We start from the raw sequence: 14,299 nt of genomic DNA, 5'->3' as shown, positions 1-14,299 counted from the left end.
CTCAGTGACATCATCGACGAACGAGACCAGAACCTACGACTTCAAGGACATCGAGTCCAAGTGGCTATCGGTTTGGGACGAGCTAGAGGTGTTCAAGCCCGCCGACGACGGCTCGCGTGAACGCCGCTACGTCTTGGACATGTTCCCTTACCCCTCGGGCGACCTGCACATGGGGCACGCCGAGGCTTTTGCCATGGGCGACGTCGTCGCACGGTACTGGCGCTTGCGCGGCTATGATGTCATGCACCCGATCGGCTGGGACTCCTTCGGGCTTCCGGCAGAGAATGCTGCGATCAAGAACAACCAGCATCCGAAGGAATGGACCTACAAGAACATCGAGACCCAGGCCCGCAGCTTCAAGCGCTACGCCATCTCGGCCGACTGGTCCCGCCGCCTGCACACCTCGGATCCGGAGTACTACCGCTGGACCCAGTGGCTGTTCACCAAGTTCTACGAGAAGGGCCTTGCCTATCGCAAGGACCACCCGGTCAATTGGTGCCCGAAGGACCAGACCGTGCTCGCCAACGAGCAGGTAGTCAACGGCGTCTGCGACCGCTGCGGCACCCCGGTGACCAAGAAATCGCTGAACCAGTGGTACTTCAAGATCACCGAGTACGCCGACCGCCTGCTTGAGGACATGGAGCAGCTCAAGGGCCACTGGCCTGAGCGCGTGCTGCTGATGCAGAAGAACTGGATCGGCCGTTCCGAGGGCGCCCAGGTCACCTTCGAAATCGAGGCACAGGATGACAAGCCTTCGGTAAAGATCCCGGTCTTCACCACCCGCCCCGACACCCTGTACGGCGCCACCTTCATGGTGGTCGCCGCCGACGCCGATCTGGCCGGCGAGCTGGTCACCGACGAGCACCGCGCCGCCCTGGAGGAATACCAGGAGCAGGTCAAGGCGCTCTCCGAAATCGAGCGCCAGTCCACCGAACGCGAAAAGACAGGTGTGTTCACCGGGCGCTTTGGCATCAACCCGCTGTCCGGCGAGAAGCTGCCGATCTGGGCCGCTGACTATGTGCTGGCCGACTACGGCACCGGTGCGATCATGGCCGTGCCGGCGCACGACCAGCGCGACCTTGACTTCGCCCGCGCCTTCGACCTGCCGGTGCGCGTGGTTGTCGACACCGGTTTGGAAGACCCAAATGAGACCGGCATCGCCACCGCCGGCGAGGGTCAGCTGGTCAACTCCGGCGAGCTGACCGGCCTGACCAAGGTGGACGCCATCGCCAAGGCCATCGAAATCGTTGAAGCCGCCGGCACCGGCGAGCACAAGGTGAACTTCCGCCTGCGGGACTGGCTGCTGAGCCGCCAGCGCTTCTGGGGCACCCCGATCCCGATCATCCACTGCGATCACTGCGGCGAGGTGCCGGTTCCCGAGGATCAGCTGCCAGTGCGCCTGCCGGATGACCTGCGCGGCGAACAGCTGGCACCGAAAGGTACCAGCCCGCTGGCCGCCGCCGAGGACTGGGTCAACGTGGCCTGCCCGACCTGCGGGGCGGATGCCAAGCGCGACACCGACACCATGGACACCTTCGTGGATTCCTCCTGGTACTTCCTGCGCTTCACCTCGCCGAACTACACCGAAGGCCCCTTCGACCCGAAGGCGGTGCGCGACTGGATGCCGGTGGGCCAGTATGTGGGCGGCGTGGAGCACGCGATCCTGCACCTGCTCTACGCACGCTTCTTCACCAAGGTTGTGCATGATCTGGGCCTGGTCGACGCCTCCGAGCCTTTCGGCGCGCTGCTGAACCAGGGACAGGTGCTCAACGGCGGCAAGGCCATGAGCAAGTCGCTGGGCAACGGCGTGGACCTGGGCCAGCAGCTTGATAAGTTCGGCGTGGATGCCGTGCGCCTGACCATGGTCTTCGCCTCGCCACCCGAGGACGATGTGGACTGGGCCGACGTTTCCCCTTCGGGCTCGCAGAAGTTCCTGGCCCGCGCCTGGCGCATTGCCCAGGACACCGACAGCGAGGCAGGCGTGGACTACGCGGCCGGGGACAAGGCGCTGCGCCAGGTCACCCACCGCACCGTGCACGAATCCGCCGCGCTGCTGGATTCGGGCAAGTTCAACGTGGTCATCGCCAAGACCATGGAGCTGGTTAACGCGACCCGCAAGACCATCGACTCCGGTGCCGGGGCCGCTGATCCTGCGGTGCGCGAGGCGGCCACCGTCGTCGCCCAGCTGCTGAGCATGTTCGCCCCGTACACCGCCGAGGACATGTGGGAGTCGCTGGGCTATGCACCGAGCGTCGTCACCAGCGCCTGGCCGCAGGTCGATCAGTCGCTGCTGGTGGATGACACCATCACCGCCGTCGTGCAGATCAAGGGCAAGGTGCGGGCACGCCTGGAGGTCTCGGTGGACATCACCGAGGACGAGCTGCGCGAGCAGGCCCTGGCCCATGAGGCAGTGGTGCGCATGCTGGACGGCAAGGAGCCGCTGAAGGTCATCGTGCGTGCGCCGAAGCTCGTGAACGTGGTCCCAGCACCATAAGTTTGCAGATCAACGGCCCAAGTGCCGTAAGCTTTGCTACATGAATGAACGTGCAAAAAGCCCACGTGGAGGTTGGCTGCCCAAATGGCTGGCTCCGCGTGGGCTTTCGCGCGCCCGGATTGGTGTGGTCAGTGACTCGGCCTCCTGCCTGCCCGCGCAGCTGCTTGACAGCGAGGACTTCATCCAACTGGGCATCCCGATCATCGTCGACGACGACGTGCAGGGCGAGGATGTGAACGCGCTGATGATGGGGCTGGCCATGGGCAAGAGCGTAAAGACCTCGCGCCCGGCGCCGGGGGAGTTCACCCGCGCCTACGCGCAGCTGGCGGCCGCCGGCTGCGAATCGATCATCTCCATCCACCTCTCGACGGGGCTTTCGGGCACCGCGGACGCCGCCCGGCTTGCCGCCGGGAGTGCACCGGTGCCCGTCACTGTCATCGACTCGAAGACCGTTGCCATGCCGCAGGGCTTTGCCATCGCCGACGTGCTTGAGGCGCGGGCCGCCGGGGCGCCGTTGGCCATGCTCGAACAGATCGCCTCCGGCGCCACGGCAAACACCGTCTACTTCGCAGTGCCGAGCCTGGACACCCTGCGCCGCGGGGGACGGATCAGCGCGGTGTCCTCGGTGTTCGGCAGCCTGCTGAACGTCAAGCCGATCCTGAGCATCCTCGACGGCGCCATTGCACCCATCGAAAAGCCGCGCTCCTTCGCCCGCGCCCAGGCCCGGCTCGTTGCCCTGGCCCAGCGTGATGCGCTGCGGGCCCAAGGCCCGGTCCGCATCGGCGTCATGCATTTCGGCGCGCTGGAACTGGCCCACGAAATCGCCGACGAGCTGCACCCCTACGCCCACGGCCCGGTGCTCATCGAATCGCTGCCAGCGGTGCTCGCGGCGCATACCGGCATCGGGGTGCTGGGAGTCTCCGTTGCCCCGCTGTATCCACAGGCGGAAGCGCAGCAGCCGGGGCAGGCGGCGAACTAGTCCACACTGGGGCCCATGGGGCGCCATGACTTCTTCAGCAGGTACGCGCCACGCCCGTCGCGGCTCCGCTTTGCCGTCTCGCGTGTGGCGGTGTTCGTGCTGGTGCTCATCGTGCTCGGCTGGATCGGGCTTTCGATCCTGCTCGCCCCGCCGCCGAAAAGCACCCAGTTGGATACCCTGCCGCTGGTCTCCTCGCCGTCGGGCACTCCTGCCGAGGAATCAGACCCTGGCCGATCTGCGACACCGGCTGCGCTCACCGTGCATGTGGTCGGCGCGGTAAAGAAGCCGGGCGTCTACCAGCTGGCTGCCGGTTCCCGCATCGTCGATGCCATCGCTGCGGCCGGTGGGATGACCAAAAGGGCCGTTCCGGAAAGACTGAACCTGGCAGCCCTGCTCGTCGATGGGCAGCAGGTGGTGCTGCCGGGGGCCACAGCGACGGGAGGCCAAGGCGCGGATGCGGCGTCGGAGAGCAGCGGCGGAAAAGTGTCGTTGAACACCGCCGATGCCGACGCATTGCAGGAGCTACCGGGAATCGGCCCCTCCCTGGCCCAACGCATCATCGACTTCCGGACCAAGAACGGTCCGTTCACCTCGGTTGCGGACCTGGATGCGGTCTCCGGGATCGGGCCGTCGATATTGGCGAACCTCGAAGGTCTGGCCGAACCGTGAGTACGGGCCGATGAATACCGATTTTCGCGGACTCTGGTTCCTGGCCGGCGCATGGCTCACGGCACTGCTCAAGCCCGCGTGGCCGGTGATGCTGGCGGCAATTGTGCTCTTTGCGGTGCTCTTCGCACTGCTGCTGCGCCAACGCCACGACAAGCGCTACGCGGCGCCGTGGTTCACCGGTCCGCTGCTGCTCCTATTGGCGTCCCTGGCGGTGGCCGGGGTGGGGCTGGGCGCCAGCGAGTGCGGCCTGCCGGTTGCGGGGGAGCAGCAGCGGCGGGTGCAGCTCGCATTCGACACCCCGCCAACGCCCACCGATCGCGGCCAGTTTTCCGGGAGCGGGCGGATCGTGGCTTTCTACGACGCGGAGGGCTGGCGCCAATGCACCATGTCTGCATATATCAGCCTGCGTGAGGCACCGCCCGATGACACCGACGTGTTCTCAGCCATTGCCACACTCCAGCCTGCCGAGGGTTCCGGAAAGTTCGCCTGGTGGGTGCACACAGACACACGAATAGCGGTGCTGAGCAGGCATGAGCAGGGCCCGATCGAGAACCTCAAGGCAAGGTTCAGCACCCAGCTTGAGCCATTGAGCGAGAATGCACGGGGACTGCTTCCGGGCATACTCTACGGCGATCGGTCGGGGCAGAACGAAGAACTCAAAGAGGCGATGAAGGGTAGTGGACTGAGCCACTTGACCGCCGTAAGCGGATCGAACATCGCGCTGATCGGCTCCATCGTCATGCTGATCCTGCGGCTGTTCACCCTCCCGCGGGTGCTGAGCACCCTCATACTGATTGGCGTTCTTGCAGCCTTCGTTGTTTTCGTCGGCCCCGACCCAAGCGTCTTGAGGGCAGGCGCAATGGGAGCGGTTGCCAGCCTTTCACTGCTTTCTGGGCGTGGTCAAGGCACCTTGAGCATCCTCGCATTCTGCGCCAGTGCGCTGCTGCTGCTCGACCGCGGTCTGGCCAGCGACCCTGCCTTCGCACTGTCGGTGCTGGCCACGGCAGGAATCATCATGCTGGCGCCGGCCCTCACATCGGCTTTCAGCAGGGCGGTGCCGCAGACTTTGGCGCAAATGACCGCAATCTGCTGCGCCGCACAATTCACCTGCCTTCCGGTGGTGATCGCATTGAACAGCAATTTCAGCCTCTATTCTTTGCCAGCAAATCTCCTGGTAGCACCGCTGCTTCCGTTCATCACGATCCTCGGGGTGGCTGCGGTGTTGCTCTGCACCCCCATGCCGCCTGTGGCTTTTGCCCTCAGTTGGCTGATCAGTTGGCCGGCCGAATTCATCGGGCAGATCGCTCGATGGGTCATCATGCTACCCGGCGCCGCCCGGCCATGGCCTGCCGGAGTCTCCGGGATGGTGCTGGCCGCAGGGGTTGCCCTCATCTTCACGGTACTGGTGGTGCTCGGGCATGAAACCGAGCGGCTGCGCATCAGGCGCACAGCTCAGCTTGGAATGAGTGTGCTGGCGGTATTTCTGACAGCCTTGGTGCTGCCGGCGACGCTTTGGTGGCCTCAAGGTACAGACCAGCCCTGGAATATAGCAATGTGCGACGTCGGCCAGGGTGATGCACTGCTGGTCCACACCAGAGAACAGGACGCCTGGCTGATCGATACCGGGCCGCCCGGCTCCCCGTTGCTTTCCTGCTTGGCCCAGTTGAATGTGAAGACATTGTCAAAGGTTTTCATCACCCACGCAGACAACGATCATCGCGGAGGAATACCGGATCTGGAAAATTCGGGGATTCTCATTGGGCAGCGGCTGGTATCCGGTGGATTTCCATCCCACCTGTGGAAGAACCCCCAGGTGCTGCAGCCAGGCGACAGCGGTACGGACCTTGCAGTCAAGTACACGGTGATCGGCCCCGATCCGCAGGGGTTGAAGTATGCCGAGTCCAACGACACCTCGCTGGTGCTTCGCTTTAGTTTCTCCACACCCACCGGAAACGTCGAATTTTTCAGCGCGGGAGACATGGAAGAAGAGGCAATGCACCGACTGCTGGCCACGCACCCTCAGCCACCGGCCGCAATCCTGAAGGCGTCGCATCATGGTGCGCGCAACGGCGGAGTTGAGCTCGTTGAAGCCATCGATCCCAAGGTCTTTTTGATTTCGGTGGGCGCCGAGAATACCTACGGCCACCCCAACCCAGGAATCGTAGATGCCGCCAAGGCTCAGGGCGCCACAGTATTGCGCACCGATCAGCTGGGGACTGTGGTGCTTAGCATCGCTTCAGACGGCGTGCATACCGCGTCGTTAGGCGCCCCGGTTCGGTAGGCTAGAGGTATTGCACGCGGCACTAAGGAGTTCGATGGCACGCGCCCAAACCAGCCCCGGGATCTCATGGAGGCAGATCACCCCAGCCCCATTGATTTTGCTGCTGGGAACCGACCAGTACCTTGCCTCCCGGGCATTTGAACTATTGCGTCAGCAAGCTGCCGGACGTGAAGACATTCAACAGACGCGCCTGAATGCCCAGAGCTACGAACCGGGGGAGTTGCTGCTCGCAACTAGTTCTTCGTTGTTTTCCAGTGCAAACCTCGTAGAAGTGCACGATCTGGCGACCATGAACGAATACTTCTTAAAAGACGCCAGCAACTACCTCAAGGATCCAGCCGCTGAAAACGTATTGATCCTCCATTATTCCGGCGGAACGCGCGGCAAAAAACTCATCGATGCCATCAAGGCGGCCGGTGCAGTCGTCGTGAATTGCCAGCCCTTGAAAAAGGATGCGGAGAAGATCGAGTTTGTCAGTGCCGAATTCAAGGCCGCCAAACGACGCATCACCAACGATGCGGTCAAGGCATTGGTTGCGGCTGTCGGAAACTCGCTGGCAGAACTCGGGTCAAGCTGCGCGCAGTTGATCCAAGATACCACCGGTGTCATCGACCAAGACCTAGTAGATAAATACTACGGCGGACGGGTTGAGGCTACCGCCTTCAAGGTGGCAGACGCAGCGATTGCGGGCAACGCCCAGCTGGCATTGCGCACTCTGCGCCACGCACTGAATACCGGGACCGATCCGATCCCCATCGTCGCGACCCTGGCAATGAAGACACGTCAGCTGGCCAAGGTGCTTGGGGTCAATGAACCGGCTGCGCAACTTGCCTCTGAATTAGGCATGGCGCCGTGGCAGGTTCAGCAAGCGCAGCAACAAGCCAGGGGCTGGAAGAGAACCGACCTGGTGGCCTGCATCGAAACAATCACGGAAACCGATCATATGGTCAAGGGCGGGGGAAAATCCCCTGATTATGCCCTTGAACACGCCGTGCTGTTCATCGCTGGAAGAGCACCACGAAACTAGCAACCCAGCACTACCCGCCCAAAGATCCTACTTCGGGCGGGTAGTTGATGCTCAAGAACTTGTCAGAAAAACAAAACCCTCGCATCCTGTGGATGCGAGGGTTTTGAAGAAGTCTAGCTGCGCTTAGAGGGCGTTAACCTTCTTGGCCAGAGCCGACTTGCGGTTAGCAGCGTTGTTCTTGTGCAGAACACCCTTGCTAACAGCCTTATCCAGCTTCTTGCCAGCCAAACGCAGAGCGTCGGTTGCCTTCTCCTTGTCACCGGCAACCACTGCGTCGTTGACGCTGCGGATTACGGTCTTAACCTCGGAGCGGACAGCTACGTTACGCAGGCGTGCCTTCTCGTTGGTGAGGATGCGCTTCTTCTGGGACTTGATGTTTGCCACTTAATAAACTCTCTCGTTTATCGTCTTATACGGTCGGTAGAGGGTTCATCCTTCAGGCCATCGACTGAGCGGTGTGGGGCACCTATGGCGACCTAAAGGGGGCGTGTCGCCCAACCTGCGCGACACACAAGAATTAACTTTAGCAGAAACGCGAGTTTCCAGCGAGCGATTATCCGTGCTGGTTTAGGGCGTTCACCACAGTTTTGAAACGCTTTTCTTCGAGGATTGCTCCCTCGCGACGTACCGTGCTCTGCGAAACGCGGATGATGCGGTCCAGTTTCACCTCGCTTGGGCGGCGTTCTCGGTCCCACGCACCGGTTCCGATATCAAGGTAATTCGGGTTGTGATGTGCAGAATTATTCTTATCCTTGCTGGTCAGCATCAGCCCAAGGAGCCACTTGCCGTCTCGTCCGATGATAAGCACCGGACGGTCCTTACCCTGAGAGTGGTCTTCTTCAAACGGGACCCAGCCCCAGACGATCTCACCGGGATCTGCGCTGCCGTTTTTGTTCGGGTTGTACTCGTAGTGGACTACGCCATGGAAGTCGCCTGGGTACTTTGCTGCACCGGCTGGTTTGCCGGCAGTTGTGGTCGTGCGACTCGCATCCGAACCCTTTGAATCGGAGGATGCAAGCGACTTGAGTGTCTTCTTGAGGAACTCGAAGATCTTATTTAAGTTCAAAGCCATGATCCACAAACTACCAGCGTTGGACGCCAGAAATATGTGGTGACCCGCAAACCATGACAGAATGGAAGTTAATTCAACTCCGTCTGCTCATCGCAAGTGAGGTCTGTTTAGGTGTCTCCATTGGCCCGCACCGCTCCGGTGCCTGCCGCGACCGATCCGTCGCTCATCCGTAACTTCTGCATTATCGCGCATATCGACCACGGTAAATCCACTCTGGCCGACCGCATGCTGCAGCTCACCGGCGTCGTTGCCGCCCGTGACATGAAGGCGCAGTATCTTGATCGGATGGATATCGAACGCGAGCGCGGTATCACCATCAAATCCCAAGCCGTACGCATGCCCTGGGAGCAGGATGGAACCTCCTACGCCCTGAACATGATCGATACGCCAGGCCACGTTGATTTCACCTATGAAGTCTCCCGCTCGCTAGCCGCCTGCGAGGGTGCGATTCTACTGGTAGACGCCGCGCAGGGCATCGAAGCTCAAACCCTGGCGAACCTGTATCTGGCGATCGAGGGCGACCTGACGATCATCCCGGTGCTTAACAAGATCGACCTTCCGAACGCACAGCCGGAGAAGTACGCTGCCGAACTTGCCTCGTTGATCGGTTGCGAGCCCGAAGATGTGCTGAAGGTTTCGGGCAAGACCGGCGAAGGCGTCGAGGCACTGTTGGATGAAGTCATCAAGCAGCTGCCAGCCCCGGTCGGCGTCGCAGATGCACCGGCCCGTGCCATGATCTTCGATTCGGTCTACGACACCTACCGTGGTGTGGTGACCTATGTCCGCGTGGTCGACGGCAAGCTGGAGCCTCGCGAGCGGATCCAGATGATGTCCACCGGCACCACCCATGAGCTGCTGGAAATCGGTGTGTCCTCCCCGAACCCAGTTCCGAGCAAGGGCCTTGGCGTCGGTGAAGTGGGCTACCTGATCACCGGTGTGAAGGACGTGCGCCAGTCAAAGGTCGGCGATACCGTCACGAACTCGCTGAACCCAGCCACCGAGTCGCTGGGCGGCTACGAAGAACCCAAGCCAATGGTGTTCTCCGGCCTCTACCCTTTGGACGGCACCGACTACCCTGCACTGCGCGACGCACTGGATAAGTTGCAGCTCAATGACGCCGCGTTGATTTACGAACCGGAGACCTCCGTCGCACTGGGTTTCGGCTTCCGCGTCGGATTCTTGGGTCTGCTCCACCTGGAAATCACCCGTCAGCGCCTTGAATCCGAATTCAACTTGGATCTGATCTCCACCGCACCAAATGTGGTCTACGAGGTGATGGGCGAAGACAAGCAGCTGATCACCGTGACCAACCCTTCGGAGTTCCCGGACGGGAAGATCCTCGAGGTGCATGAGCCGATGGTTTCGGCCACCATCCTAGCTCCGAGCGAGTTCATCGGCGCCGTCATGGAATTGTGCCAGTCCCGCCGCGGCACCATGCGCGGCATGGACTACCTCTCCGAAGACCGTGTGGAGATGCGCTACCACCTGCCGCTGGCGGAAATCGTCTTCGACTTCTTCGACCAGCTCAAGTCCCGTACCCGCGGCTACGCTTCGCTGGACTGGAAGGCCGACGGCGAGCAGGTCGCGGACCTGGTCAAGGTCGACATCCTATTGCAGGGTGATCAGGTGGATGCCTTCAGCGCCATCACCCACCGCGACAAGGCCTACAGCTACGGCACCATGATGACCTCCAAGCTGCGCGAGCTCATTCCTCGCCAGCAGTTCGAGGTACCGATCCAGGCGGCCATTGGTTCGCGCATCATCGCCCGTGAAAACATCCGTGCCATCCGCAAGGACGTTCTTGCCAAGTGCTACGGCGGCGACATCAGCCGCAAGCGCAAGCTGCTTGAAAAGCAGAAGGAAGGCAAGAAGCGCATGAAGATGGTTGGCCGCGTGGAGGTTCCTCAGGAAGCGTTCATTGCCGCACTGTCCACCGAAGAACCCAAGAAGAAGTAGCTTCAATGCCTTCAGTATTGCCTGACGGCGATCCGGCTCCGGCCGATGGTCTGCTCCCTGCATCGTGTGCGCACGGTGCTGCGGAGCGGACCATGTCCTTTTATGTCCACATCCCGTTCTGCACCGTGCGCTGCGGATACTGCGATTTCAACACCTATACCGCGAAGGAGCTGGGTTCCGGTTCAAGCCAGGACACCTATGCTGCCACCGTCGGCAAGGAAATCGGTTTTGCCAAGCAGGTGCTTGACCGCTCTGGTGTGCCTCACCGAAAGATCGACACGGTGTTCTTCGGCGGCGGCACGCCGACCCTCTTGCCTGCCCGCGATCTGGTATCCGTGCTGGGACGCATCCGCGATGAGTTCGGCATCAAGCCGGATGCTGAGATCACTACCGAGGCGAACCCCGACTCGGTGACCCGGGAAAGTCTGCAGGAACTGGCAGATGGCGGGTTTAACCGCGTGTCCTTTGGCATGCAGTCGGCGGTTCCGCACGTTCTAAAGGTTCTGGAGCGAACCCACGATCCGGCTCGTGTCCCACAGGTGGTTCGGTGGGCTCGAGAAGCAGGCCTGGATGTGAGCGTCGATCTGATCTACGGGACTCCGGGGGAGACGCTGGCCGATTGGCGCACCAGTATCGAAGCGGCGTTGAGCTACGAGCCGGATCATATCTCGGCCTATGCGTTGATCATCGAAGAGGGCACCAAACTTGCGGCGCAGATCCGACGCGGCGAGGTGCCCAATATCGACGACGACGATCATGCAGAGAAGTATCAGCTGGCCGACGAACTCTTCGCCGCCGCCGGGCTGTCCTGGTATGAGGTGAGCAACTGGGCCCGGAGCCCGCAGCATGCCTGCCGCCACAACCTTGCCTACTGGCAGGGCGGCGACTGGTGGGGTGCAGGCCCCGGAGCCCACTCGCATGTAGGCGGGCTGCGCTGGTGGAACGTGAAGCATCCCGCCGCGTATCAGCAGCGCATCGACGGCGGCATCTCCCCGGGTCATGGCAGGGAATTTCCAGATGCTCAGGCCGTGCAGCTCGAACGCACCATGCTGCTCACCCGCATCAATACGGGCCTGCCGATCAGTGAGCTGGATGAAACGGGACGCACCAAGGTCGCGGGCCTGATCGCCGATGAACTGATCGATGCGAAACAGGCGTTTGCTGGATATGTCGTGTTAACGCAACGAGGCCGGCTCTTGGCCGACCTCGTGGTGCGAGAACTATTGGATTTCTAAGCGTCCAGGCTGCTCCGCCGCTATTTCATGAGTCGAAGATTGATGAGGTAGCGGTAGGGGCGGCCCTTATTTGCTTGAATGCCGGCGTAGGCCCCAACCACTGTCATCGTCACCCAGAGGACAACTGCGATGATCGCAAAGAGCCAGCCGATGGCTGGCAGCAGCGCAAGGATATTCAGGACGATTGCCAGCACGGTCAGCGGGAAGGTGAAGTTGAACGCTTCCTTGGACTCCTGTGCGGTAAACGGTCCGCGGTCCCGGAAGACTGCGTAAATCACCGCGGAGGGAATGCACCCGAGAATTGCGCCGAAATGCGAGAGCATGGCCCACTGTCGATCCTCGGAAGGGGAGAGCGGCAATGCTGACACGTTTGATCCTTCGAAACGCGAATTCTCTGATGATGGTGCCTGGTGAGATGTCACGGGATAATCCTTGTCTTGCAGTGCGGCTTAGTCCAATAATATCCAGCATCCAACGGCGACCTATGCATCGGCGCTCAAAAAGTCCAAATCTTAGTCAATTGTTAGGAAACCGTAATCTTCAGTGGTTAAAAAGTCGATCAATTCCTCAACTTTTCCTAAGAGTTGCGGTTCTAACTGCCCATAGTGCTGAACCGTCGATAGGATGCGCTGCCATCCCAGCCCAATGTCTTCGGCGGTTTCATGGGGCCAGCCGAAGGCTCGAAGAATTCCGGTCTTCCAGTCCATTCCACGGGGGATGAGCGGCCAGGCTTTAATTCCCAGGGTTTCGGGCTTGATAGCCTGCCACACATCCACATAGGGGTGGCCGAGGATCAAGACGTTGCCTGCGGCCCCGGGAACCTTCATGGCAGCCTGGACGATGCGTTCTTCCTTGGTCCCGGTCACCAGGTGGTCTACGAGGATGCCCAGCCTTCTGGTGGGAGAGGGCGAGAATTCCCTAATTGCCCCGGCGAGGTCGTCCACGCCGTGCAGCGGCTCGACCACGATGCCTTCCACCCTAAGGTCATGGCCCCAGACTTTTTCCACCAGTTCGGCGTCGTGCTTGCCTTCGACCCAGATGCGGCTGGCACGGGCTGTGCGCGCCTTGTGCCCGGTGACCGCGCGCGAACCCGATGCGGAGATCAGTGGTTGAGCTGGCTGGCTCTTGGCCACAGGTTCAACAATTTCGACTGGTTCGCCTTCGAGCAGAAAGCCGAAGCCAGCCTGAAAGGATCTGGTTCGATTGTGACGGTCTTCGAGAACTATGACGCGCATCCCGCCAGACTTTTCGGTGCGCACCACTTCACCGACCCATCCCGAAGTCGCATCTTCAAGGATCATGCCGCGTTCTACAGGGACCTGACGAAGTTTTTTCGGTGCTGGAGCACTAAGGTCCTGCGGTCCCCAAGAGTAATTAGACACGGACTGCCTTTCGCTGTGATCGAATACGCTCGAAATCCCATGCTAGCAACAGCTTGACGTACTAGACTTGGCACTTGACAGGTTGGAGTGCCAATTCTTGGCCAAACGTCCCGGGAGGTGTTTTACGTGAGCGAATTGCGTCGTCTCGATGTGCTGCGCGCCATCGTGGAGGACTACGTGCAATCCCGGGAGCCAGTAGGCTCCAAGGCGCTGCTTGACCGCCACAACTTGGGCGTCAGCGCGGCTACTATCCGTAATGACATGGCGTTGTTGGAAGAAGAAGGCTTGATCGCAGCCCCGCACACCTCATCCGGACGGGTCCCTACCGAAAAAGGATATCGCCGCTTCGTTGATGAAATCGGGGAGCTTAAGCCGCTGTCCCGTGCCGAACGCGATGCCATCAACAAGATCCTCGATAGCTCCCAAGATCTCGACGAGATGCTCAACAGCACGGTGCGGCTGCTGGCTCGGCTCACGAACCAGGTGGCAATGATCCAGGTTCCGCACTATGACACCGCCTCATTGAAGAACCTCGATCTGGTAGGTCTGGGCAGTAGCCAGGTGCTGATGGTGATGATCGCCTCCAACGGCACCGTCGACCAGCGCATGCTGTCTGTGACCCGGCTCTACGCCGACGAAGAGCTCAACGGTCTCAAACAATGGCTGCTGAACTCCTTCGGCGGCCGGCAGTTGGCTGAGCTCGTCGGCCCGCTGAGCGGTGAGGGGCTGATCCCGGAACAGCGCGATGACGCACTTGTGGCTGGCGTCCTCAAAGGCCTGGAAGAGATGGCCCAAGCGGCAAATGTGCAGCGCATCGTGATGGCGGGCACCGCAAATCTGGCCCGTGTCGAGGGAGATTTCCCCCTGAGCATCACCCCGGTGCTGGAGGCGTTGGAGGAACAGGTCGTGCTGCTCAAGCTCTTCTCCGAACTGGAGGCAGATGCCCACGGCATGTCGGTGGCAATCGGCACCGAGCACCACTACGGGCAGCTGTCGGATGCTGCGGTCATCGCAACTACCTACAGCAATGATCAACGCAGCAAGCTCGGGGTGCTGGGCCCGACGCGCATGAACTACCCGACCTCCATGGCCTCGGTCCGTGCGGTAGCGCGGTACCTATCCAAGATTTTGGCGAACTAGCTTCGCAAAGTGCAATAACAAGTTTTGAACTGAAAAGTTTTTTAGGAAAGGACACGGCGAATAT

12 protein-coding genes are annotated in these 14,299 nt (G+C 61.1%); 8 read left to right on the top strand and 4 right to left on the bottom strand.

What is annotated here, in order from left to right; all coding sequences use genetic code 11:
- Positions 1-4 precede the first annotated feature (4 nt).
- The 5 genes from leuS to holA are packed head-to-tail and all read left to right on the top strand — an operon-like array spanning position 5 to position 7,450.
- The gene (gene leuS / locus RUH64_RS12560; RefSeq protein ID WP_313813796.1) at positions 5-2,494 is read left to right on the top strand and encodes a leucine--tRNA ligase; all 2,490 of its coding nucleotides are present in this window, start codon (positions 5-7) and stop codon (positions 2,492-2,494) included.
- Positions 2,495-2,534: 40 nt separating this feature from the next.
- Positions 2,535-3,473, top strand: a complete 939-nt coding sequence (locus tag RUH64_RS12555; protein ID WP_313813795.1) for a DegV family protein — start codon at positions 2,535-2,537, stop codon at positions 3,471-3,473.
- A gap of 15 nt (positions 3,474-3,488) precedes the next feature.
- Positions 3,489-4,142: a ComEA family DNA-binding protein gene (locus RUH64_RS12550; protein WP_313813794.1), complete on the top strand. Its 654-nt coding sequence runs from the start codon at positions 3,489-3,491 to the stop codon at positions 4,140-4,142.
- A gap of 10 nt (positions 4,143-4,152) precedes the next feature.
- Complete coding sequence (locus RUH64_RS12545; protein WP_313813793.1) at positions 4,153-6,423, top strand: ComEC/Rec2 family competence protein; 2,271 nt, start codon at positions 4,153-4,155, stop codon at positions 6,421-6,423.
- A gap of 34 nt (positions 6,424-6,457) precedes the next feature.
- Complete coding sequence (holA, locus tag RUH64_RS12540; protein ID WP_313813792.1) at positions 6,458-7,450, top strand: DNA polymerase III subunit delta; 993 nt, start codon at positions 6,458-6,460, stop codon at positions 7,448-7,450.
- Positions 7,451-7,573: 123 nt separating this feature from the next.
- Here holA and rpsT read toward each other — a convergent pair whose 3' ends face one another.
- Both rpsT and RUH64_RS12530 read right to left on the bottom strand, forming a co-directional pair.
- The gene (rpsT, locus tag RUH64_RS12535; protein ID WP_313813790.1) at positions 7,574-7,834 is read right to left on the bottom strand and encodes a 30S ribosomal protein S20; all 261 of its coding nucleotides are present in this window, start codon (positions 7,832-7,834) and stop codon (positions 7,574-7,576) included.
- 169 nt (positions 7,835-8,003) lie between these two features.
- Positions 8,004-8,522, bottom strand: coding sequence for a type II toxin-antitoxin system PemK/MazF family toxin (locus RUH64_RS12530; RefSeq protein WP_313813788.1), 519 nt, complete (start codon positions 8,520-8,522; stop codon positions 8,004-8,006).
- Positions 8,523-8,633: 111 nt separating this feature from the next.
- Here RUH64_RS12530 and lepA point away from each other — a divergent pair, with 111 nt between their 5' ends.
- Together lepA and hemW are read left to right on the top strand one after the other, a co-directional pair.
- Positions 8,634-10,478 (top strand): translation elongation factor 4, encoded by a 1,845-nt coding sequence (gene lepA, locus RUH64_RS12525; RefSeq protein ID WP_313813786.1) that lies wholly within the window; start codon positions 8,634-8,636, stop codon positions 10,476-10,478.
- 5 nt (positions 10,479-10,483) lie between these two features.
- Positions 10,484-11,713: a radical SAM family heme chaperone HemW gene (gene hemW / locus RUH64_RS12520; RefSeq protein WP_313813784.1), complete on the top strand. Its 1,230-nt coding sequence runs from the start codon at positions 10,484-10,486 to the stop codon at positions 11,711-11,713.
- A gap of 20 nt (positions 11,714-11,733) precedes the next feature.
- Here hemW and RUH64_RS12515 read toward each other — a convergent pair whose 3' ends face one another.
- Both RUH64_RS12515 and RUH64_RS12510 read right to left on the bottom strand, forming a co-directional pair.
- A complete protein-coding gene (locus RUH64_RS12515) occupies positions 11,734-12,135 on the bottom strand; it encodes a DUF4870 domain-containing protein (RefSeq protein WP_396276023.1) in 402 nt (133 codons plus the stop codon).
- Between the two features lie 90 nt (positions 12,136-12,225).
- Positions 12,226-13,095: a DUF3097 domain-containing protein gene (locus tag RUH64_RS12510; RefSeq protein WP_313813782.1), complete on the bottom strand. Its 870-nt coding sequence runs from the start codon at positions 13,093-13,095 to the stop codon at positions 12,226-12,228.
- Positions 13,096-13,221: 126 nt separating this feature from the next.
- Between RUH64_RS12510 and hrcA the strand changes: the two genes are divergently transcribed.
- Entirely contained in the window at positions 13,222-14,235 is a 1,014-nt protein-coding gene (hrcA, locus tag RUH64_RS12505; RefSeq protein WP_313813780.1) for a heat-inducible transcriptional repressor HrcA, read from the top strand.
- Positions 14,236-14,299 lie beyond the last annotated feature (64 nt).

Source organism: Glutamicibacter sp., assembly GCF_032154645.1.
In the GTDB taxonomy this organism is placed as follows: Bacteria; Actinomycetota; Actinomycetes; order Actinomycetales; family Micrococcaceae; genus Glutamicibacter.
This window is presented reverse-complemented; position numbering and strand designations above follow the sequence as displayed.